The sequence below is a fragment of the Salmonella sp. FC25216 genome, from assembly GCF_057751355.1.
This window is the reverse complement of sequence record NZ_JBDGON010000001.1, coordinates 276623-298166: the sequence shown is the minus strand read 5'-3', so window position 1 is coordinate 298166 and position 21544 is coordinate 276623. Positions and strand designations below refer to the sequence as shown.

Here is a 21544-nt window from a genome sequence, read left to right as displayed (position 1 = left end):
GCCATCCGGCGTTGGTTTGCGCGGTTTAACTTTCCGCGTTCACCACTTTGATTTCCACCATCCCGATCCCCAATTTGCGCGGCGAATGGCCCAAAATATTACCTTCGTTGGTAGAGACGGGAACGGGCGGCGCAATGACTAAGGTATTCGCGTCCGTCGGGTTGTTGAAATGCAGTGTGATAGTGGACACATCGTGACCCAGCACCAGCGTCTGTTCTTCGTTGCCTACGCGTACCGGAATCGGGCGATTCGCGTTGTCGCCGAAGGCTTTGGCGGTGATCACCAGATCAAACTTTTTCGGCAGCGGCGCTTTATATTCGATTTTAACTTCATCGCCCAACTGCGCATTTGACCAGCGTCCCCAGGACTCCGGTCGGGAAATACCGCTAAACTGCTTCACCTCCTCCGGCGCGCCCGCGACATTAAAGATAAAGCTATCAGCTTTATAACGAATATCGTTATCGACAATTTTTAAGGTATCGACGTTGCCTTTATAGCGTTGCATATCAATCACCGTCTCTTTAAATGCGGTTTTGCCTTTCCACTGCGCTTTATCGACATGCTGTACGGTTTGTAGCCCGCCAAGCTGTCCCTGCGAGACGCACCAGTCGGTAGAGAGCGCCAGCGCCGGCGCCCATAGCTGCGCCATTTTGTAGCAGCGATCGACCCAAACGAAATTATCGCGCGGGGCGAAGTCGGCCAACTGGAATCGCAGCGGAGCGGAGTATTCGCTTTCCGGTAACGGTTCAACACGCTTATCCGATACGCGCAACAGTAACGGCAGGCGGAAGTGGCTACCGGAAAACGCGATCATGTTTTTGTCCCGATCGATAGTGAACGCTTTCATCTCTTTCGGGAAATTCCACAGGCGAACAATATCCGGCTTCATCGCCAGCACTTTCTCTTTTACATTCAGGAACACTTCCGATAGCGACTGCCCGGAAAGGCTACTGCGTCCCAGACCGATAAAATTATCGCCGCCGAGAATATCCAGCACCGTTGCGCCGTTGTCCATCGTGTTGCGTTTGACCGCCAGCGTCTCCTGCTGCGGTTTATCGCCGCGCAGAATGAAAAACAGATTGTTGCGATCTTGCTTATTCAGGTATTTCCATGCCGTATTATTCATCGCCAGATGGTCGGAAGAGACGACGATAACGGTATCTTTAAACCACGGTGACGCTTTGATTTTGTTGATAAACTCGGCGATGTTTTCCTGGCTGCAACTTACGGCGCTAAAGGACTGGTTGGGCTTGCCGTCGTAATCGTAGCGTTTACGGTTACAGGTGCGTGAGATAAACCCGTCCGGATGGTGAGTATCTACGGTCAGCGTAAACAGCGAAAACCGCTGGCCTGAGCGGGAAAGCGCTTCAAATTTCTTCCATGCCTCATCGAGCACCGTATCGTCGTAGAAGCCCCAGTCGTTACGATAAGACGGGTCCGCCACCACCGTTTTCAGCTCTTCAGCGCCGTACAGATGATCAAATCCGTGTGATTTCAGGAACACGTCTTTCCCGGCAAAACGCAGGTTAGCGCCCTGCACAAAATAGTTCTGGTAGCCGGAGTTTTTCAGAATGTCGCCGAGGCAAATATTCTGCGGGAAGAAGCTGGACACCGACGCTGAGGCATTGCCTTCAAACGGCGCAAACAGCGGAATACCGCACTGGGAAGCCACCATCCCGGCGATGGTGTAATCCGTTCCCGGCAGTTGTATGGTATGGCTGAAATCCAGCCCCTCATTTTTCAGCGCGCCCAGCTCCGGCGTGAGATTGGGGAAGGCGTCATTATCAAAATAGGTCCGTTCCAGGCTTTCGCCGTAGATATAGACCAGATTGAGCTTTGGATTAGGAATGGTTTTTGCCGGTTCTTTATAATAAACGGCAAAGTCCGGATCGCCATCGCGCGTTTGTGATTTTACCAGTTCGGTGATCTGACGAAACGCCGGGCTGGCGTCGACCGAACCCAACGCCAGCAGTAACGCCAGCAGACTGTAACCGACATGATGAGGACGGTGACGGCGGCGGCGTAGTACCCATCCCAGCGCGCCGAATACCGCCACTAACGCAAGGACAATGCCGATTCCTGGCAGAATATATTTGCCGACTCCCGCTCCCGTCAGGCTATTAGTGAGCGTATAAAGCACGGCATCGTTGATCCCGTCGCCGGTAAAATAGTCGCTGGCATACAGGGTAATATTCAGAATGACAAAAAGTCCCAGCACCGTGAGAGTGGCGGCAAACCACCAGGTGTTACGGCCCGCCTTCCAGGCATATATCAGCACAGAGGCGAGAAACAGGGCGACAGAGAGTAACTCGGACAACTGACGATCCTCAATAAACCAGGCTTATGGCTGGCAGGAAAAATTTTCTAACAATGTAATAGCGATGTCACATTGCTGCAATTCTAATGACATTACACGGTGCTGTTATTCAGAATTAGTTTAGAAGGTTGGTTTTTTGAACGACATCACTTCCCGTATAGCGGTTACTAACAGGAAAAGACGGAAGGAAAAGTCGGGTGAATGCCGCGCTGGCCGGTAAAGGGCCAAAACACGGCTTTTATCAGGGCATCCCCGGGGGGCGTAAGGCCATAAAAGCGCCGTCAGGAGAGGAAATTCAGCCCTTGCTGCAACACAAGATCACAGGCTTTGGTTTTCACCTTTTCCGCCAGCGGCGTACTGCCGATATTATTGAGGTTCAACTGCTGACCGTCCTTCGTCTTGAGCAATCCTTGCAGGCCGTCCAGGTAGTTAGTGTCCTGCTTCTGTTGTGTGGTATCCAACCCCAGCTTGTTCAGAATCTGATTTTTAACGTTCTCCACGTTGGTGGCGGACGCCAGTTTCTGTTTGGCGCAGTACTGCAAGATACCAGCGGCATTATTCATATTATCGGCGCTGAGCGACTGGGCGCCGTTGCTGAGCAGACCGGTTAGCGCAGAAAGCGACATCCCGCCCTGCTGTGAGTCCGCGTCCTGAGCGCTTAACTGACTGGCGGCGCTGGAAAGCGAATCCTGCCAGGAGGCGGCGATACCGCTGGTGGAAATCAGTACGCTGGCGACCGCCGCGCAGCACAGAACATGTTTCGCTGTATTCATGGTAATCACCTGTGTTATGCCAGCCAGGCGTAGTATCGCCCTGGAGCACGCTGCAATTTAATACTCTTTACCCGTCACCCGACTGCGGTAACTGTCCCAGGTAAAATTAACCCATAAACTGTTGCCGAGACGCATACGGTCCATGACGCGTTCGCCAAGCATTTTCGTCATCTCTTCCATATTGCTGTTCGTCAACATGCCGGTGGGACGTTTTGACGAAGAACGACGATCGACAATTTGATTGATGATCACTTTTTCATAGCGGGATTCAGTCTGCACGCCGATCTCGTCGATCACCAACAGATCAACGTTACTAAGATCGTTAAGCAACTGCTCTTCGCTGGTTTCCCGATTGCTGAACGTGTCTTTCATCGCTGACATAATATCCGCTACGGTGATAATCAGTACCGACTTTCCGCGCAGCAGCAGCTCGTTACAAATAGCCGCGGCGAGATGGTTTTTACCGGTTCCCGGCTTTCCGGAAAAGACAAAGCTAGCGATATTGCCGTCAAATTCATCAACGTACTGTCGGGCTTTGCTTAACGCGTTCATTTGTCCATCGCACTCAACCCGATAGTTATCAAACGAACAGTTCTGATGCAGCGGTCGAATGCCGGAACGGTTAAACGTGCGCTGCATTTTCATCGCCCGGTTTTCCCGCGCCAGCGCCGCCGCCCGGATCTCGCCTTGCTCTTTCTGCCACGCCAGTAGTTCTTCGCCCGTTTTAAACGCCGGCGTAATATGCGCAGGCATCATTTTTTGTAGACGCTGCATCAGGTCGCCAACATTTTTCATCGTTACCCCCTAAAACCTGGTGGAATATGATTGTCAGGTTCGCTGACGCTATTGATGTCGCGCTGCGGCATTCCGCCATTGCTGGAACGGCTGATTTGCACGCTGCGCGCCAGCTTTTGCTGCCACTGGATATGGTGAAAAACCTTACCTTCCGCCTGCCAGTAGGCGATAAACGCCGCCAGCTCTTCTGCGGTGACCGGCTCCCGGAGCGCCACGCCCCAAAGGGCGGCCTGACGTTGAAAATCCGCATCCGGTTGCCAGGCGGGATACATGGCGAATTTTCCGCAGGGAATCGCAACGGGGGCGGCTTCGGGTTCTTCGTAAAATTGCGCGTCTAACGCCACATCGCTTCCCGGACGTGATAACTTTTCTTCAAGCGCCAGCAGTTCAGCCATGCGCGCGGGCGTCACGGCATAAAACGCAGGCGCATTATTAGCGAATACCGCCACCGCGCCGCCCGTTGACTTCGTCAGCACGGCCTGGTGATCGTGTAAAAGGGCGTCAATACCGATGACGTTCGACGTTAAGATTCTGGAAGACATAATGTTTCTCAATATGGAACAACAACCGAGAAGGGCGACTGTTTTTATAGTACCACACAGACCTGTAAGAACAGCAGGAGGCGTTCCATTGATTACACGCGGGGGCGTTTGCGGTACAGCCATAATCCCGGTACAGAGAGGCCGATTGAGAGCGCGCCAACGATGGAAGAGGCTTTAAGGAAATTTGTCAGCAGCGTAATCATCATCGGTTCGCTATAGCCCAGATGACTAATTTTTACTGCGGAAATCATCGCGGTATAGGCGGAAATCCCCGGAAACATCGGGATCACCGCCGCGACGGTAAAAACTTTAGGGTGAGCGAGATACCAGCGCGACCATTGAATACCAATACTGCCGACCAGCAACGAAGCCATAAACGTCGACCATTCGATATTAAAGCCAGCACTCATCATGAGCATACGCGAGCCATGACCCAACGCCCCCAGTAGCGCGCACCACGGAAGCGCCCGGTGGGGAACATTAAAGACCATCGCAAATCCGACTGCGGGAATCGCAGACAGGATCATGTCCTGCATTAGCGCCAGTAAAAAGTCGATTATACCCATCCTCGTAGTCCCCATACTGTCATCGACATCACCACGCCCACACAGGTGGCCAGTGTCAGTAGGCTGGCGATAGCCCAGCGCGCCAGCCCGGTATTAATATGTCCTTTAAACATATCTGCGACGGAATTAATCAGCGGAAAGCCCGGCACCAGCAAAAGTACGCTCGCCGCCATGGCGATAGTGGGCGTCTGGCTAAAGGCGGGAAGGGTGAGCATCAGCCCGGAAATTGTGGTAGCGACAAAGGCGGTGATGCAAAAATTGATCTGTGGATGTAAATGTCGTTGCGCCAGCATCTGGCGAATATACATGGCTATCATACTGGCGAAAAAGGTGATAACCGCGCCATCCCAGCCGCCATTATTCAGCTTACAAAAGCAGGCGCAGGAGAGGCCGACCATAAACGCCACCAGCCAGCGCGGATAACGCAGCGGGCGGAGCTGACTAAAGCGTTTTTCCACGCCTTTGTAATCCAGCAGGCGATGTTCCGCGAGGATAACGATATGCTGAACCTCCGTGACGACGTGCATATTAATGCCGCGATCCTGGTTTTTACGTGTCGATGTCAGGCATTGTCCGTCTTTGATGGTAGTCAGTACAATGGCGTTAGAGGAGATCGCGCTTTCGACGCTATCCATGCCGAGCGCCAAACCGAGGCGGGTGGAAAGCTCATCAACCAGCGCGCTTTCCGCCCCGTGCTGTAATAAAAAAAGCCCGCATTGAATACATAATCGTGTTACCGCTCGTTGAACTGACTGCTCTTCTTGCATGACTCGTCCTGTACGAAAAGACATTTTATGCGCCATCACTATGACGGAGGCTTTCTTTTTAACACGAAGCACAGGCGTGATGGCGTTGGTTAAGATCAATTTTTTGTTGATAAAAACGCCAGTCGCCAGGCGCAACGCATAAGACTCTTCAGGTTTGCGCCAATTGCAGGCTGAACCTCTCATGGACGACGGTTCTTGTATGTCCGTTTCCAGAATAGACACATTATGCCAGTCTGGCCGTTCGTTTTTGAATCAATTATGAGGTGAATTTTATCAACTCTATGCATTAATCGTTTAACAACGACGGTGTGAGCGGCAGGTGTAAAAATAGGTATGGCATAGCGTAATTCGCAGGTATGGCGCGGATTTTCTGGGTAACTGTCAGTATTGCTGGGCTTCTGTTTTAGGGGGGCAATATGAATGAATGGCGAATCCATATTCTAAATTTATTAATATAATAAGATTGCGTTAGAATTACTAATGTGCAAATTTAGTTAATTTAATTGTCTTGCTTCTGGTTTTATGAGTAACTATGCGATAGTGATTTCATGTTTTTGTACTATGTGGATTGTAGCGCAATCAACGTTATATCTCTAAAACTAAAACAAGGATAATTAATTCACTCGGTCTATATTTCTTTGTGCTCGTTGTTAATAGCGTTTTTATTAACAGGACACTGGAAAAGAGGGCGCGTGGGTACGGAGGAATTATGCTGCCAGGATGCTGCAAAAATGGACTTATTATCAGTAAAACCCCCCTTATACAGGAAGGTCTTAAAGGGGCTATAACAGGTAATTTCCCTGATTATAAACTAGCGTATTGTCGCACGATAGAAGAGCTAACACTGTTACAGCTACGCCGAAGCAGTTTAGTTATTGCTGATTTAGCGGTTAACAATGCCTCTTCCCGTGCTATCTGCGAATATTTTTATAGCTTACTATCGCAATATCGTGACATACATTGGCTATTTCTGGTTCCTAAATCCTGTTATCCACATGCGGTTGATCTCCTGATGGGCCCCGTCAGCACGTTGCTTTCAGACGAAGAGCCTATCGAGAATCTTATTAGCGTTATCCGTGCGGGAAACGCTCACTCTGAAAGAATAAGCAAAACGCTATTATCGCCTCAAATACCATCTGAACTTCAGGAATCCGGCGGCAGGTCGATTGTCCTTACGCTGTCTGAACGAAAAGTATTACGCCTTTTAGGGAAAGGGTGGGGCATTAACCAAATTGCGGCATTACTTAAAAAAAGTAATAAAACAATTAGCGCCCAAAAAAATAGCGCCATGCGACGCTTATCAATACACAGCAATGCAGAGATGTATGCATGGATAAACAGTTCTCAGGGAGCCAGAGAATTGAATCTACCTTCGGTATATGGAGAAACCATGGAATGGAAAACAGAATCAGTAAGAGAAATGTTGCGCTCGTAGAAAAATGCGTAATGAGCAACGTTGGTATTAAAGGGTTATTTGATGCGATGCCGGATTGCCAACATACGCTTCATATTTTTTCAAAACCGTCCGCATTTTATAAGGCTGCGCTAAAGACGTCGTTTTCTGCCGTTATTTTTTCCCTCTCTGCGTTAAGAACTGAACGCCGGACAGGATTAGCTTGTCTGACGGAGCTGGCGATAAATTATCCTCATATGCGGCATCTGGTGATTGCAGATGATGATGTTGAAGCTCGCTTAATCAGCGCGCTATCTCCCCTGCCGCTGGATGGGGTCATCAGCAAAGCGTCGCCGTTGGACGTTTTACAGGATGCCTTATTTACATCGCTTAATGGCACCCGGCGGACGACGGAGCGTACAGGCAATCTTTGGGAGCTTCACCAGAATTGTATGCTTAGCCCAACCGAGCGGGAGATTCTGCGTTTTATGTCAAACGGCTACTCAATGCCGCAAATCGCCGTCCAGTTAGAACGTAACATTAAGACCATTCGGGCGCATAAATTTAATGTTATGTCCAAACTGGGCGTGAGTTCTGATGCCGGGTTACTCGATGCGGCGGATATTCTGTTATATCTGCGCGCCGGAGATGCTACCGCGCTCCAGCATCGGGTATAGCCTGCGCCAAATGCGCTGTGCTTGTCCGGGGTATCCGGGCGCCAGGGCACGTTATTGGCACACGTCTACCCAGGTCGCCGATGTCAGTTCAGCCATTCTTTCCGGTGTGATGCGTACCGCGCTATGCGTGGCGCCTGCGGCAGGCAATACTTCGTTATATCCCTTCAGAGAGACGTCGCAGTAAACGGGCAGCGGGTGTTCCAGCCCGAAGGGGCATACGCCGCCAACAGGATGTCCGGTTGCATTGACTACTTCATCGCTGCTCAACATACGAGCTTTTGCGCCGAAGGTGGTTTTAAGCTTCTTATTATCCAGGCGGGCATCGCCTTTAGCGACCACCAGGATAATGGTGTCTTTTACTTTAAGCGAGAGCGTTTTGGCTATCTGCCCTGGCTCCACGTTGTGCGCTTTGGCTGCCAGTTCGACAGTCGCTGTACTTTGATTTAATTCGATAATTTCAATATCGGGAGCATGATCGGCCAGAAATTGCCGTACAGATTGCAGACTCATTCTTCTCTCCTGAGACCTTACCAATAGCCACGGTAGACCCAAAAATGGCAAAACGTAATTTGTCATAAGGAGAGCGTCGCTGTAAATATAATAATGTTACAGGCCAACAACAGTAAGCCGTGACGATAACGGAATACAACGTAAAGCGGTTTACTTTAGCGTGCAGTCGCCGCACTGCTGTACGTCAGGTAAGCGGTAACGCTGGCAGCAGGTTCTGCGTACCAGAAGACCGTCGCGCATTACAACGGTCCGCCACAGCGGGTTATCCTGACCGTTAGAGAGCTGCTTTTCAAAAAAACAGCGCTGGCGTAGCGCTGCCAGCAGGGCTTCGCCAAGCAGCGGCTTCATCTCAGTCAGATACCAGTTAATTAAATAACCGGTATTGCTCCAGATTAGTTTGGCGTTGATGTCGCCAGTCGCCTCCAGCGCCTGAACGACCGGCTGCAGTGTGGAGACTACCAGCGTTTCCATTCGTTCTTCCGGGGAACGCATCGTTGTCAGGTTATCCTGATACACATCAAGCCAGAAACACGCTGCGCGCCCGGTTTCATGAAATTCAACGTGAATATGTTCCGCGGAGACATTGATAGCGCGCGCTTGCGTCAGTAATGCCAGCATCAACGGTGGCGCCATCAGCCCGATATACCATTGCGCCCACAGGGAGAGTAACGGCTTATTTTCACGTGGCAGGCCTGGCGTGTTCCGATAGATGTGATCGGAATAGACGGCCAGCAATGAACGGAACGTCGCGGGGCGCGTCCACTGGGCAAGAGTCATCGCCGTTGGCGGGGGCGTTTCATCCAGCCGGATGAAGTCCAGCAGGTGCTCACGGGTAGAGGCGATCGTCTCACGTACCGCTTCCGCCAACGAGGCGTCTTCCGGCTGGAGAGCGGCTCGCCAGATAATATCGTCAGCAATCGGTGCGGAACGGTAGGCCATAGCGCAATTTAATGATGTTAATCTAAATGATAATGATTTCTAATCCTATCGATAGCGATAAACGATGGCAAGCGGTTTATGGTTAACGTTGTCGGCGTAGCACGATTACGCCAGCAGTATTCATATGGTGTCGCTGACCAGAATGTGGTTACGTCCAAGATGCTTGGCTTCGTAGAGCGCTTTATCCGCTTTTTCAATAGCGTCCCCGATATTGCGATCCGTCAGCGGCGCAATGCCGATACTGACGGTAACATTGGTGGCAACGCTTTCGTTAAACATATGCGGGATTTTAAGATCGTATACTTTCTGTCGGATACGTTCTGCGGTAGCGCGGGCCTGCTGTGGTTCGGCGGCGGTCAGCAACACCAGAAATTCTTCACCGCCAAAACGGCAGACGACATCGCGCGATCGCACGGCGTCCCGAATTGCCGCTGAGACGCGAATTAACGCCTGATCGCCCATCATATGACCGTAATGATCGTTATACGCTTTGAAATGATCGATATCCAATAGCAGGACATAATGTTCATGGCTATCCTGCACCTGTAGCGTATCCAGCCGACTTTGCAGGCCACGGCGGTTATATAAGCCGGTTAATGGATCAAGCAGACTCAGGCCGTTGAGGGTTTCCCGCTCGGTCAGCAGCGTAAACATGAGTTGCTGAGCGAAGTTATCGTAGCGTTTCTGGATAACATGCTGGATAGCGATTCCCACCATCGGCAAGGCCAGTAAATAGAGGATTCGCAAACCCTGTTCATGACCGTTCAGCCACAGGCAGACTGCGACTGACGGTAAAGAGTGGAGTGTAAACGCGACGATATTCGCGGCAAAGGCTATCGAGCCGATAAACAGCACGCTAAGCAGGGAAATCAGTAAAAAAGAGAAATCATAATGGCCTAACGCCGGGTACTTCAGCGCAATATGCGCTGCCCACAATCCCCCAAAGAGTATGGAGATAAAGGGAAGGTTAACTCTTTTTTGCCCATATTTCCCATGCCATACCAACAGTAATACGCTCAGGACCAATATCCCTATCATCGGTGCGCAAAATACGTTGATCTGATAAAGGGGGAAAACGAGAGTAAACAGCGCCGATACGGCGTTGAGAAACAAGAAAAGACGTAAAGAAAACTGATACTTCTTAATACGAAGCGATCGCCAGGATGGTGTTGTCATGGGTAATTGTCGTTATTTATCGGTGATATACACGGAATCGGGCGCCAACATGAAAATAACGTGCGAGAAAAGGTCGCATAAAGCGAGGTGTTGTTGTTTTTACGTTAACAGTCGGACAATTTATCACCTTACTGAATACGTGTCATCAACCGTTAAGTAAAACTCATCTATTTAGCTTTCTCTCTGGCTGACAAATGAGAAAATATATCATATGATATTGGTTATCATTATCGATTCCAGAGGTGAAACCATGTTGCAGCGGACGTTAGGCAGCGGATGGGGCGTATTATTGCCTGGAGTTATTATCGTTGGACTGGCGTTTACCGGCCTGTCAGCTTATGTACTGAAGCTGTTGATTGTATCAGGATTGCTACTGTCTGCGCTGATGTTGTATCACAAACAATTACGGCATTTTGTGCTGCTGCCATCGTGTATGGCGCTTATTGGCGGCATGATGCTGGCGGTGATGAACTGGAATCAGGGATGAAATAGAGGAAGGATAAGATAATTGGTGCGAGGGGGGGGACTTGAACCCCCACGTCCGTAAGGACACTAACACCTGAAGCTAGCGCGTCTACCAATTCCGCCACCTTCGCACAGTTATCTTACTTTTTGATATTGCCTCGTTGGTGCGAGGGGGGGGACTTGAACCCCCACGTCCGTAAGAACACTAACACCTGAAGCTAGCGCGTCTACCAATTCCGCCACCTTCGCCCAGTGCAAGCAATATCAACGTGGTTTTGGTGCGAGGGGGGGGACTTGAACCCCCACGTCCGTAAGGACACTAACACCTGAAGCTAGCGCGTCTACCAATTCCGCCACCTTCGCATACCATCGATTCTTGAAAAGAATCACTACCACGGAGGCGCATTCTAGTGGTTTTCAGCTATTCGTCAATAGTTAATTGCATGGGATAGATTGATTGCTGCAAAAATGGGCGCGAGCCGTAGGTCGGAGAAGACGCTTTGCGTCGCCATCCGGCATATGCTGCCAGATGGCGCTGCGCTTATCAGGCCAACTATTTCTTCGCCTGACGGGTCATCACAGTACGATAAACCTTAAAGCGCCCGGTTTGCGCGATGACTTCATGGAAGCCAAAAGTCTCATCCAGAATCTTAGGATAGGGCAGAAAGGCGTTTGCCACGATGCGTAACTCTCCACCGCTGTTCAGATGGCGCACTGCGCCGCGAATGAGCGTTTGCGCCGCATCAAGGCTGGTTTGCATTCCGTCGTGGAACGGCGGGTTGGAAATGATCATGTCAAAACGTCCTTTGACTTCTGAAAAGACGTTACTGGCGAATACCTCGCCTTCAAGACCATTAGCGGCAAGCGTGGCGCGGCTGGCTTCCACCGCCGGAGCGCTGACGTCACACAGCGTCAGGCGCACTTTCGGCGAATGGCTGGCCAGCGCGGCGGAAAGCACGCCAGCGCCGCAGCCGACATCCAGCACTTTACCTTTGGTGTGCGGCGTCAGCGTAGACAGCAGCAGTTGGCTCCCGACATCCAGTCCGTCACGGCTGAATACGCCCGGCAACGTTTTGATGGTCAGACCGTCGATGCTGTACTCGGCCCACCAGGATTCGAGACTGAAGCGTGGCTGCTTTTCAAGACGCCCATGATAAAGGCCGCAACGTCGCGCGCTATCTACTTTGTTCAGCGGCGCATAGTCCGCCAGCATCTGTTCGGCGCTACGCACGCCGCTGCGGTTTTCCCCCACGACGAAAACATCGACGCCAGACGGCATCAGCGACAAAATATTCATCAACTGGAACTGCGCTTCGGGTTTATTTTTCGGCCAGTAGTAGATCAGCGTATCGCAGTCAGCGACATCGCTGGCTTGCGCTACCAGGCTAAAACGGACGTTATCGCCCATCTGGCGGCTTAACACCTGCCAGTGGTGAAACTGTTGCGTATGCGCGCGGCTGGCGGCGCATTCGAAGCGCGCGGGCAGGTCATCCTGCAAATCTCCGGCAAAAAGAATACGGCTTTGTTCGAAATCATCACTGTGGCGCAGCAAGACTTCACTTGCCGGGGTAAAAGCAGACATGGAATGCTCCTTAATTCAGACTGGCGGCGATTATAGTAGTTTGATGGCGCAGATTCGACAGATTTGCTATATTTGCGCCCCTGATTACAGGAGCGTTTCGCTATGACATCCCGACGAGACTGGCAGTTACAGCAACTGGGTATTACGCAGTGGGCGCTGCGACGTCCTGGCGCGCTACAGGGCGAGATTGCGATTTCCCTTCCCGCGCACGTTCGTCTGATTGTGGTCGCAGAAGAATTACCGGCGCTGAGCGAGCCGCTAATGTGCGATATTTTACGTGCGATGACCGTGAATCCCGATCAGGTTTTACCACTGACGCCTGAGCGCGTCGCCATGCTGCCGCAGGGCAGCCGTTGTAATAGCTGGCGGTTAGGAACTGACGCGCCGCTCCAACTCGAAGGCGCCCAGGTCACGACGCCGGCGTTTAATGAACTCCGGGCAAACCCGGCGGCACGCGCCGCACTATGGCAACAAATCTGCGAACATGAACACGATTTCTATCCTCAGCACGACCGATCTCCCCGCAGCCTGGCAGATTGAACAACGCGCTCATGCGTTTCCGTGGAGCGAAAAAACGTTTTTCGGCAACCAGGGCGAACGGTATCTCAACTTTCAGTTAACCGCTGACGGCAGAATGGCCGCGTTTGCCATTACACAGGTGGTGTTGGATGAAGCGACGCTGTTCAATATTGCCGTCGATCCGGATTTTCAGCGCCGGGGGCTGGGGCGTATGCTGCTTGAGCATCTGATTGATGAACTGGAAAAACGCGGCGTTGTAACGTTATGGCTGGAGGTGCGCGCTTCTAACGTTGCCGCCATCGCGCTGTATGAAAGTCTGGGGTTTAACGAGGCGACGATTCGCCGCAATTACTATCCCACAGCACAAGGGCATGAGGACGCCATCATCATGGCGTTACCGATAAGCATGTAATAAAAGAGGCAAGGTGTAATGATGAAGTGGGACTGGATTTTCTTTGATGCCGATGAAACGCTGTTTACGTTTGATTCTTTCACCGGCTTACAGCGGATGTTCCTTGACTATAGCGTCACCTTTACCGCTGAGGATTTCCAGGATTATCAGGCCGTGAATAAGCCGCTATGGGTGGATTATCAGAACGGCGCGATTACCTCATTACAATTGCAGCACGCGCGCTTTCAAAGTTGGGCTGAACGGCTAAACGTTGCGCCGGGGCTGCTGAATGACGCTTTTATTAATGCGATGGCGGAGATCTGTTCTCCCTTGCCAGGCGCCGTTTCGCTGCTTAATGCGATTCGCGGGCAGGCTAAAATTGGTATTATTACTAACGGTTTTACCGCGCTACAACAAATTCGACTGGAGCGCACCGGGCTGCGAGAGTATTTCGATCTGCTGGTGATTTCCGAGCAGGTTGGCGTCGCGAAGCCCGATCCGAAAATCTTTAACTACGCCCTGGAGCAGGCGGGGAATCCTGACCGCTCGCGCGTATTAATGGTTGGCGATACCGCGGAATCCGATATTCTTGGCGGCATTAACGCCGGGCTATCGACCTGCTGGCTCAACGCGCATCATCGCGAGCAGCCCGCGGGTATTCATCCAACCTGGACTGTGGCGTCATTAAGCGAACTGGAGCAGCTCCTGTGTAAACACTGATTGCCTCCCCCAGGTTGATGGGTAAAATAGCCGCATTTTTCGTATTCAACATGCGTGGTCAAACGCCGCGCTTACTCAAGAAGATTTGACTATGACGTTGTCTCCTTATTTGCAAGAGGTGGCCAAACGCCGCACCTTTGCCATTATTTCTCACCCGGACGCCGGTAAAACCACCATTACCGAAAAAGTGTTGCTGTTCGGACAGGCAATTCAGACCGCCGGTACGGTAAAGGGCCGCGGTTCCAGCCAGCATGCAAAATCTGACTGGATGGAGATGGAAAAACAGCGTGGTATCTCCATCACCACCTCGGTGATGCAGTTCCCGTATCATGACTGCCTGGTGAACCTGCTGGATACCCCAGGGCACGAAGACTTCTCCGAAGATACCTACCGTACCCTGACGGCGGTGGACTGCTGTCTGATGGTTATCGACGCCGCGAAAGGCGTTGAGGACAGGACCCGCAAGCTGATGGAAGTTACCCGTCTGCGCGATACGCCGATCCTCACCTTTATGAACAAACTCGACCGTGACATCCGCGACCCGATGGAGCTGCTGGATGAAGTAGAGAACGAGCTGAAAATCGGCTGCGCGCCGATCACCTGGCCGATTGGCTGCGGCAAGCTGTTCAAGGGCGTTTATCATCTTTATAAAGATGAAACTTATCTGTATCAGACCGGTAAGGGCCATACTATTCAGGAAGTGCGCATCGTTAAGGGGCTGAATAACCCGGATCTGGACGCCGCCGTGGGTGAAGATCTGGCGCAGCAACTGCGCGACGAGCTGGAGCTGGTGCAGGGCGCTTCTAACGAGTTTGATGAAGAGCTGTTCCTGGCAGGGGAAATTACCCCGGTATTTTTCGGCACCGCGCTGGGTAACTTTGGCGTTGACCATATGCTGGATGGTTTAGTGGCGTGGGCACCCGCGCCGATGCCGCGTCAAACCGATACCCGCACGGTGGAGGCCTCGGAAGAGAAGTTCACCGGTTTTGTCTTTAAAATTCAGGCCAATATGGACCCGAAACACCGCGACCGTGTGGCGTTTATGCGCGTGGTTTCCGGCAAGTATGAGAAAGGTATGAAGCTACGTCAGGTCCGTACCGGCAAAGATGTGGTGATTTCCGACGCGTTAACTTTTATGGCGGGCGACCGTTCGCACGTTGAAGAAGCGTACCCGGGCGATATTTTGGGTCTGCATAACCACGGCACCATTCAGATCGGCGATACCTTCACCCAGGGCGAGATGATGAAGTTTACCGGTATCCCGAACTTTGCGCCGGAACTGTTCCGTCGTATTCGCCTGAAAGATCCGCTGAAGCAGAAGCAGCTACTGAAAGGGCTGGTGCAGCTTTCTGAAGAGGGGGCGGTTCAGGTATTCCGTCCTATCTCCAACAACGATTTGATTGTCGGCGCCGTGGGCGTTCTGCAGTTTGATGTTGTCGTCGCGCGCCTGAAAAGCGAATACAACGTTGAGGCGATTTATGAATCCGTCAACGTGGCGACGGCGCGCTGGGTTGAAAGCGCCGATGCGAAGAAATTCGAAGAGTTTAAGCGTAAGAATGAAACGCAACTGGCGCTGGATGGCGGCGACAACCTCACCTATATCGCCCCAACGATGGTTAACCTGAACCTGACCCAGGAACGTTACCCTGACGTTCAGTTCCGTAAAACGCGCGAACACTGATCCCTTTCCGGCGCGGCATCCGCCGCGCCTTCGTACTTTCCCAGCCTTTTTAACTGCTTACGGAATGTTCTTAAATCCCGCATTTTTTCTCTGATCTGCCTGTTTTTTATACGTACCGACAAGCGATTTTAGAATTGTGATCTATATTTAACAAAGTGATGACATAAATGTCGGCTTTAATGCCTGTTCAATGCGTGAATGTTAGAGCTTAAAGCTGAGATTTGTTTCAGTCACGATATTAATAACTGAAACGGAAGGGTGGCAGGCGACGCGTCGTTACAAATTCACGAATGTGACGCCAGTCATTGACTTCAGAAACCGGTGAATTTTTTCACCGCATTCAGCAATGCAACCTCGTGTTGCCTGAGCTCAAATTACGAGCAAACTATACAGGACAAAATCGATGACTATGACAAGACTGAAGATTTCTAAAACTCTGCTGGCCGTAATGTTGACCTCTGCTGTTGCGACAGGTTCTGCCTTTGCAGAAAACGCAACAACGGACAAGGCGCAAAGCGGAACCGAAACCGCGGGGCAAAAAGTCGATAGCTCTATGAATAAAGTCGGTAACTTCATGGATGACAGCGCCATCACTGCGAAAGTAAAAGCCGCGCTGGTGGACCATGACAACATTAAAAGCACTGATATTTCTGTCGAAACCAATAAGAAAGTTGTCACTCTGAGCGGCTTTGTGGAAAGCCAGGCGCAGGCTGAAGCCGCCGTGAAAGTGGCGAAAGGCGTAGAGGGCGTGACCTCCGTTAGCGACAAACTTCACGTTCGTGACAGTAAAGAAGGTTCTGTGAAAGGCTATGCCGGCGATACGGCCACGACCAGTGAAGTCAAAGCCAAGTTGCTGGCGGATGATCTCGTCCCTTCCCGTAAAGTGAAAGTGGAAACGACCGATGGCGTCGTACAGCTCTCCGGTACCGTTGAAACTCAGGAACAAAGCGACCGCGCTGAAAGCATCGCGAAAGCCGTTGATGGCGTAAAAAGTGTTAAAAACGATCTGAAAGTTCAGTAATTCGTCGTAATTCGTCCTCCCGACGTTTGTCGGGAGGCGTAATGTGCACCACACTAAAAATATCGCGAATGAGTAGGTTGAGCGCTCATATTTAGCGGTCGACATTAACTATGGTAAAGGAGAGGCTTATGTTTCGTTGGGGCATTATATTTCTGGTTATCGCGTTAATTGCCGCCGCATTGGGTTTTGGTGGACTGGCTGGTACGGCTGCTGGCGCGGCGAAAATCGTCTTCGTCGTCGGGATCGTACTCTTCCTGGTCAGCCTGTTCATGGGCCGTAAACGACCCTAGCAGGCATCTGTAAAGATATATTGCTACCAAGCCAGTCCAGCGGACTGGCTTTTACGGTTTTAGCCGCCAACGTTTTGCGTTACCTTGTCATCCTGAAAAAAATGAAAAACAGGAAGGCAGAGGTGGGCCAGCGAATACCGGTTACGCTCGGCAATATTGCGCCGTTATCATTAACACCGTTCCGGCCAGGCCGTATGGCGCTGGTCTGCGAGGGCGGGGGGCAGCGGGGCATCTTTACCGCAGGCGTGCTGGATGAGTTTATGCGTGCGCAGTTTAATCCTTTCCATCTCTACTTCGGCACATCAGCCGGTGCGCAAAATCTCTCGGCGTATCTTTGCAACCAGCCCGGCTACGGGCGTAAAGTCATTATGCGCTATACCACCAGGCGCGAATTTTTTGATCCGCTGCGATTTGTACGTGGAGGAAACCTTATCGACCTCGACTGGCTGGTGGAATCCACTTCCGCCCGGATGCCGCTGCAGATGGATACCGCAGCGCGCCTGTTCGACAGCGGAAAATCCTTTTATATGTGCGCCTGCCGGGGGGATGATTACACGCCGGGCTATTTCTCGCCGACAAAACAAAACTGGCTTGATATCATTCGCGCCTCCAGCGCCATACCGGGTTTCTACCGTACTGGCGTTGCGTTAGAGGGCATCAACTATCTGGACGGTGGCATTAGCGATGCCATTCCGGTTCAGGAAGCGGCAAAGCGGGGCGCGAAAACCATTGTGGTGATCCGCACCGTACCGTCGCAAATGTATTACACGCCGCAGTGGTTTAAGCGTATGGAGCGCTGGCTGGGAGAGAGCAGTCTACAGCCGTTGGTCAATCTGGTGCAGCATCATGAAACGTCCTACAGCGCGATCCAACAATTTATTGAAAAGCCGCCGGGTAAGCTGCGGATCATTGAAATTTATCCGCCGAAACCGCTGCACAGCATGGCGCTGGGCAGCCGTATCCCGGCGCTGCGTGAGGATTACAAAACCGGGCGATTATGCGGGCGTTATTTCCTTGCCACCGTTGGTAAATTGCTTGCCGCAACGCCGCCACTGCTGCGTCATACGTCGCGGATTGCCGTGCCGGAAACGGTGGTCGTGCCTCCGGCACCGGTGGCCAATGATACGCATGTGGCGGAGGTAATTAGCGCACCGCAGGCAAACGATACCACATTTACCGACGAGGATCTGGCGTGAGCTGGCGCTTTATCGATACGCACTGCCATTTTGATTTCCCGCCCTTTACTGGCGATGAGCGCGCCAGTATTCAGCGTGCCTGTGAGGCGGGAGTTGAAAAAATCATCGTGCCGGCGACCGAGGCGGCTCACTTTCCCCGCGTGCTGGCGCTGGCGGCGCGTTTTCCGTCGCTTTATGCTGCGCTGGGATTGCACCCTATTGTGATTGAGCGTCATGCCGATGACGATCCTGATAAGCTGCAACAGGCGCTGGCGCAACGACAGAACGTCGTGGCGGTAGGCGAGATCGGTCTCGATCTTTATCGCGACGATCCGCAGTTCGCCAGGCAAGAGCGATTTTTAGACGCGCAACTGCAACTGGCAAAGCGCTACGATCTGCCGGTAATCCTGCATTCGCGGCGCACGCATGACAAACTGGCGATGCACTTAAAGCGCCAGGAGCTGCCGCGAACCGGCGTGGTGCATGGTTTTGCCGGCAGTCTGCAACAGGCCGAAACTTTTGTGCGACTGGGCTATAAAATCGGCGTCGGCGGCACCATCACCTACCCGCGCGCCAGTAAAACCCGTGATGTCATGGCGCAGTTGCCGCTGGACGCGCTGTTGCTGGAAACCGATGCGCCGGATATGCCGCTAAAGGGTTTTCAGGGGCAGCCGAATCGCCCGGAGCAGGCGGCGCGCGTGTTTGATGTGCTTTGCGAATTACGTCCGGAGCCCGCAGAGGTGATAGCTGATGCGTTGTATCGCAATACTGTTACCTTGTTTCGGCTCTGATGGCATCCCAGCCGCCATCCGACAAGTGATGCTTACAAATATAACGCCGGCAAAATCAGCTTCGCCACCCCACGCGCGCGCAATCCGTCAGCCAGCCGTTCCACCTCTTGCGGCGTCGCGCCTGGCCATGCTTTTGCTTCGCCATAGACGCCATGCGCATGAAAGGCATTCAAACGCACCGGAACCTCGCCCAGCGAAGTAATAAACGCTGCCAGTGAATCGATATGCGCCGCATAGTCCACCTGATCCGGGATAACCAGCAACCGCAGCTCCGCCAGTTTTCCCCGCGCAGCAAGAAAGCGGATACTGTGCTTAATACGCGCGTTATCACGCCCGGTCAGACGGTGATGACACTCACTCTTCCAGGCTTTCAGATCGAGCATTACGCCGTCGCAAACCGGCAGTAGTTTTTGCCAGCCGGTCTCGCTTAACTGACCATTACTGTCCACCAGACAGGTCAACCGTTGTAACAGCGGATCGGCTTTGATCGCCGTGAACAGCGCCACAATAAACGGTAATTGCGTGGTTGCCTCTCCGCCGCTGACGGTAATACCTTCAATAAACATCGATGCTTTACGAATATGACGCAGCACATCGTCAACGCTCATGGTCTGCGCCATTGGCGTTGCCTGCTGTGGGCACATTTTCAGGCAGGTATCACATTGCTCGCAGACGTCCGACCGCCATACCACTTTCCCGCCATCAACGCCGAGGGCGTGGTGGGGACACTGCGATACGCATTCCCCGCAGTCGTTACAGCGTCCCATCGTCCACGGGTTATGGCAATTCTTGCAGCGCAAATTGCAGCCCTGTAAGAATAATGCCAGGCGGCTGCCCGGCCCATCGACGCAGGAAAACGCAATAATCTTACTGACTAAAGCGCATCTGTTGTTCATGGCTGACTACGCGTGGCTGTCGTTCCAGGATACGGGTATTACGTGCGGCTTCTTCCCCCAGCCAGGTGGTATTGGTGCGCGAGCCTTCGGCGCGAAATTTCGTCAGATCCGACAGGCGCACCATATAACCGGTGACGCGCACCAGATCGTTGCCACTCACATTAGCGGTAAATTCCCGCATCCCGGCTTTAAACGCGCCAAGACAAAGCTGGACCAGCGCCTGCGGATTACGCTTGATGGTTTCGTCCAGCGTCAGAATGTCGCTGATCCCGGCATGATAAAAGGCGTGATGCGGCGCGACGGTTTGCAAATGGGTGATAGGGTCCGGTTCATCGCCATATGGCAGACGCGCGCCCGGCGTGGTGCCGATATCGGAACTGATGCCAGACTGGGCATGGAGCAGCGCCCGTTGCTTCCAGCCATACTTCACTGGCGTATTTTCGACAAAATCCGCCAGTTGGGCGCTAATACGGTAGCCCAGCTCGTTCGCCGTTTCATTCTTGCCGTAACGGGCGTTCAGGCCCGCGTTTTCGCACAGCAGGTTCACGGCTTCCGCCAGCCCGTACATACCGAACATTGGCGCAAAACGTTCGGGATCGATCAGACCTTCCTGTACAAGAAAGCTATTCTCAAAGAAATGTGACTTTTCATAAAGGAATTCACATCGTGAATTAATGATAGCGATCTGCTGTCGGCAGTAGTGCGGTAGCGTGCGTGAAAAGAAGTCATCGACAGACGTACTGCGTTCTGCCACAGCTTTCAGGTTGAGACGTACCAGCGTACTGCCGCCGCCGGCAAGCGGTAGCGAGTTATAACAACTGACGATGCCATAATGGCCTTTTGTGAAAATTTTATCATTTACCGGGCCGTTGGAAATGTGTGGCTTACTGCATTCGCAAATGTTTTTGGCGACCTCCAGCAGCAGATCGTCTGGCGTAATTTCCGCATCATAGATAAACGTCAGGTTAGGCGCTACCTGCTTTAGCTCGGCATCGGCGCGCAAAATCGCTCGTGTGACAGGCGTATCGGCAGGGCCAATATTGGCATGCATAAAGGCGTCTGGCAGCGTTCTGTCGAGATAACGCCAGAAACGTTTTATTCGAATATCGATCTCATTTTGTGTTAGAATTCTAACATACGGTTGCAGCAACGCATCAAGCTGACCGAGATAAACCGGCATGGACGTCACGGAAGGAACGTGATGATACAGAATGGTGAGTAGGGATAACGCATCATCCAGATCTTTCGCGCCTTCCAGTTCCAGCCACTGTGAACCGTTAGCCAGAAAACGGGCGTAATCGGGCAACACGTAGCGCGGTTTGAAGGGGGCGTGCCCCTCAAACATATCGCAAACGACGCCTTCATCCAGCGCCTGGCGGGCATCTTCCGGCAGGGCGGGATAAGGCAGGGCGTTTTCAGCTTCCAGCGCCAGAAAATGGCGTTTTTGTTCAGGCGTGAGCACCGGGCTGGTCACAATTTGCTGGCAACGCTGCTGGAGCGCAGTTTCGCATGAGGCAGGCATCTTCGTTTCCTCTTTATGCCGGGACAATGCGCTATT

The 21544-nt window shown here is 52.2% G+C and carries 23 protein-coding genes and 3 tRNA genes; 11 read left to right on the top strand and 15 right to left on the bottom strand.

Features of this window, described 5'->3' with window-relative positions; translation table 11 throughout:
* Positions 1-25: 25 nt before the first annotated feature.
* The 6 genes from opgB to AC3G3F_RS01350 form a co-directional block, all read right to left on the bottom strand.
* Complete coding sequence (opgB, locus tag AC3G3F_RS01375; protein WP_070789376.1) at positions 26-2317, bottom strand: phosphatidylglycerol--membrane-oligosaccharide glycerophosphotransferase; 2292 nt, start codon at positions 2315-2317, stop codon at positions 26-28.
* A 281-nt stretch (positions 2318-2598) separates the two neighbouring features.
* Complete coding sequence (locus AC3G3F_RS01370; RefSeq protein ID WP_023247530.1) at positions 2599-3090, bottom strand: YjjA family protein; 492 nt, start codon at positions 3088-3090, stop codon at positions 2599-2601.
* A gap of 57 nt (positions 3091-3147) precedes the next feature.
* Positions 3148-3885, bottom strand: coding sequence for a replicative helicase loader DnaC (gene dnaC / locus AC3G3F_RS01365; RefSeq protein WP_000799924.1), 738 nt, complete (start codon positions 3883-3885; stop codon positions 3148-3150).
* 2 nt (positions 3886-3887) lie between these two features.
* A complete protein-coding gene (gene dnaT / locus AC3G3F_RS01360) occupies positions 3888-4427 on the bottom strand; it encodes a primosomal protein DnaT (protein ID WP_053507629.1) in 540 nt (179 codons plus the stop codon).
* 92 nt (positions 4428-4519) lie between these two features.
* Positions 4520-4993: a threonine/serine exporter gene (locus AC3G3F_RS01355; RefSeq protein ID WP_000511329.1), complete on the bottom strand. Its 474-nt coding sequence runs from the start codon at positions 4991-4993 to the stop codon at positions 4520-4522.
* Positions 4984-5760 carry a threonine/serine exporter family protein gene (locus tag AC3G3F_RS01350; RefSeq protein WP_023247528.1) on the bottom strand — a complete coding sequence of 259 codons (777 nt, stop codon included), beginning with the start codon at positions 5758-5760 and terminating at the stop codon, positions 4984-4986. The genes AC3G3F_RS01355 and AC3G3F_RS01350 overlap by 10 nt, the downstream gene beginning before the upstream one ends.
* 709 nt (positions 5761-6469) lie before the next feature.
* Here AC3G3F_RS01350 and AC3G3F_RS01345 point away from each other — a divergent pair.
* Positions 6470-7195: a helix-turn-helix domain-containing protein gene (locus AC3G3F_RS01345; protein WP_023247527.1), complete on the top strand. Its 726-nt coding sequence runs from the start codon at positions 6470-6472 to the stop codon at positions 7193-7195.
* Entirely contained in the window at positions 7156-7830 is a 675-nt protein-coding gene (gene bglJ, locus AC3G3F_RS01340; protein ID WP_024149624.1) for a DNA-binding transcriptional activator BglJ, read from the top strand. Before AC3G3F_RS01345 ends, bglJ begins: the two co-directional genes overlap by 40 nt.
* 51 nt (positions 7831-7881) lie before the next feature.
* On the opposite strand, the gene AC3G3F_RS01335 is transcribed toward bglJ, so the two are convergent.
* From AC3G3F_RS01335 to AC3G3F_RS01325, 3 genes are all read right to left on the bottom strand, one after another.
* On the bottom strand, positions 7882-8340 hold the full coding sequence (locus AC3G3F_RS01335) for a YbaK/EbsC family protein (RefSeq protein WP_023247525.1): 459 nt from the start codon (positions 8338-8340) through the stop codon (positions 7882-7884).
* Between the two features lie 150 nt (positions 8341-8490).
* Entirely contained in the window at positions 8491-9279 is a 789-nt protein-coding gene (gene fhuF / locus AC3G3F_RS01330; RefSeq protein ID WP_063390083.1) for a siderophore-iron reductase FhuF, read from the bottom strand.
* 120 nt (positions 9280-9399) lie between these two features.
* Positions 9400-10455: a GGDEF domain-containing protein gene (locus AC3G3F_RS01325; protein ID WP_053507626.1), complete on the bottom strand. Its 1056-nt coding sequence runs from the start codon at positions 10453-10455 to the stop codon at positions 9400-9402.
* 250 nt (positions 10456-10705) lie between these two features.
* Here AC3G3F_RS01325 and AC3G3F_RS01320 point away from each other — a divergent pair, with 250 nt between their 5' ends.
* Positions 10706-10942 (top strand): DUF1435 domain-containing protein, encoded by a 237-nt coding sequence (locus tag AC3G3F_RS01320; RefSeq protein WP_023247522.1) that lies wholly within the window; start codon positions 10706-10708, stop codon positions 10940-10942.
* 22 nt (positions 10943-10964) lie between these two features.
* On the opposite strand, the gene AC3G3F_RS01315 is transcribed toward AC3G3F_RS01320, so the two are convergent.
* The 4 genes from AC3G3F_RS01315 to rsmC form a co-directional block, all read right to left on the bottom strand.
* Positions 10965-11051, bottom strand: a tRNA-Leu gene (locus tag AC3G3F_RS01315).
* A 31-nt stretch (positions 11052-11082) separates the two neighbouring features.
* Positions 11083-11169 (bottom strand) — tRNA-Leu (locus AC3G3F_RS01310).
* A gap of 27 nt (positions 11170-11196) precedes the next feature.
* Positions 11197-11283: transfer RNA gene (locus tag AC3G3F_RS01305), tRNA-Leu, on the bottom strand.
* A gap of 190 nt (positions 11284-11473) precedes the next feature.
* A complete protein-coding gene (rsmC, locus tag AC3G3F_RS01300; protein ID WP_001272280.1) occupies positions 11474-12502 on the bottom strand; it encodes a 16S rRNA (guanine(1207)-N(2))-methyltransferase RsmC in 1029 nt (342 codons plus the stop codon).
* A 102-nt stretch (positions 12503-12604) separates the two neighbouring features.
* Between rsmC and AC3G3F_RS01295 the strand changes: the two genes are divergently transcribed.
* The 8 genes from AC3G3F_RS01295 (at position 12605) to AC3G3F_RS01260 (ending at position 19090) form a co-directional block, all read left to right on the top strand.
* Positions 12605-13042 (top strand): DNA polymerase III subunit psi, encoded by a 438-nt coding sequence (locus AC3G3F_RS01295; protein WP_023245593.1) that lies wholly within the window; start codon positions 12605-12607, stop codon positions 13040-13042.
* Positions 12987-13433: a ribosomal protein S18-alanine N-acetyltransferase gene (rimI, locus tag AC3G3F_RS01290; RefSeq protein WP_023245594.1), complete on the top strand. Its 447-nt coding sequence runs from the start codon at positions 12987-12989 to the stop codon at positions 13431-13433. Before AC3G3F_RS01295 ends, rimI begins: the two co-directional genes overlap by 56 nt.
* 21 nt (positions 13434-13454) lie before the next feature.
* A complete protein-coding gene (gene yjjG, locus AC3G3F_RS01285) occupies positions 13455-14132 on the top strand; it encodes a pyrimidine 5'-nucleotidase (protein ID WP_053509861.1) in 678 nt (225 codons plus the stop codon).
* A gap of 91 nt (positions 14133-14223) precedes the next feature.
* Positions 14224-15813, top strand: coding sequence for a peptide chain release factor 3 (prfC, locus tag AC3G3F_RS01280; RefSeq protein ID WP_000175965.1), 1590 nt, complete (start codon positions 14224-14226; stop codon positions 15811-15813).
* A 403-nt stretch (positions 15814-16216) separates the two neighbouring features.
* Positions 16217-16834, top strand: coding sequence for a molecular chaperone OsmY (gene osmY, locus AC3G3F_RS01275; protein ID WP_023245596.1), 618 nt, complete (start codon positions 16217-16219; stop codon positions 16832-16834).
* Positions 16835-16962: 128 nt separating this feature from the next.
* Positions 16963-17124, top strand: a complete 162-nt coding sequence (locus AC3G3F_RS01270; RefSeq protein WP_000490276.1) for a DUF1328 domain-containing protein — start codon at positions 16963-16965, stop codon at positions 17122-17124.
* A 122-nt stretch (positions 17125-17246) separates the two neighbouring features.
* Positions 17247-18320, top strand: a complete 1074-nt coding sequence (locus AC3G3F_RS01265) for a patatin-like phospholipase family protein (protein WP_023245597.1) — start codon at positions 17247-17249, stop codon at positions 18318-18320.
* Positions 18317-19090, top strand: a complete 774-nt coding sequence (locus tag AC3G3F_RS01260; RefSeq protein WP_070803674.1) for a metal-dependent hydrolase — start codon at positions 18317-18319, stop codon at positions 19088-19090. The genes AC3G3F_RS01265 and AC3G3F_RS01260 overlap by 4 nt, the downstream gene beginning before the upstream one ends.
* Before the next feature lie 32 nt (positions 19091-19122).
* Here AC3G3F_RS01260 and AC3G3F_RS01255 read toward each other — a convergent pair whose 3' ends face one another.
* On the bottom strand, positions 19123-19986 hold the full coding sequence (locus AC3G3F_RS01255) for a YjjW family glycine radical enzyme activase (protein WP_023245599.1): 864 nt from the start codon (positions 19984-19986) through the stop codon (positions 19123-19125).
* On the bottom strand, positions 19958-21508 hold the full coding sequence (locus tag AC3G3F_RS01250) for a YjjI family glycine radical enzyme (RefSeq protein ID WP_053529519.1): 1551 nt from the start codon (positions 21506-21508) through the stop codon (positions 19958-19960). The genes AC3G3F_RS01255 and AC3G3F_RS01250 overlap by 29 nt, the downstream gene beginning before the upstream one ends.
* Between the last annotated feature and the right edge of the window lie 36 nt (positions 21509-21544).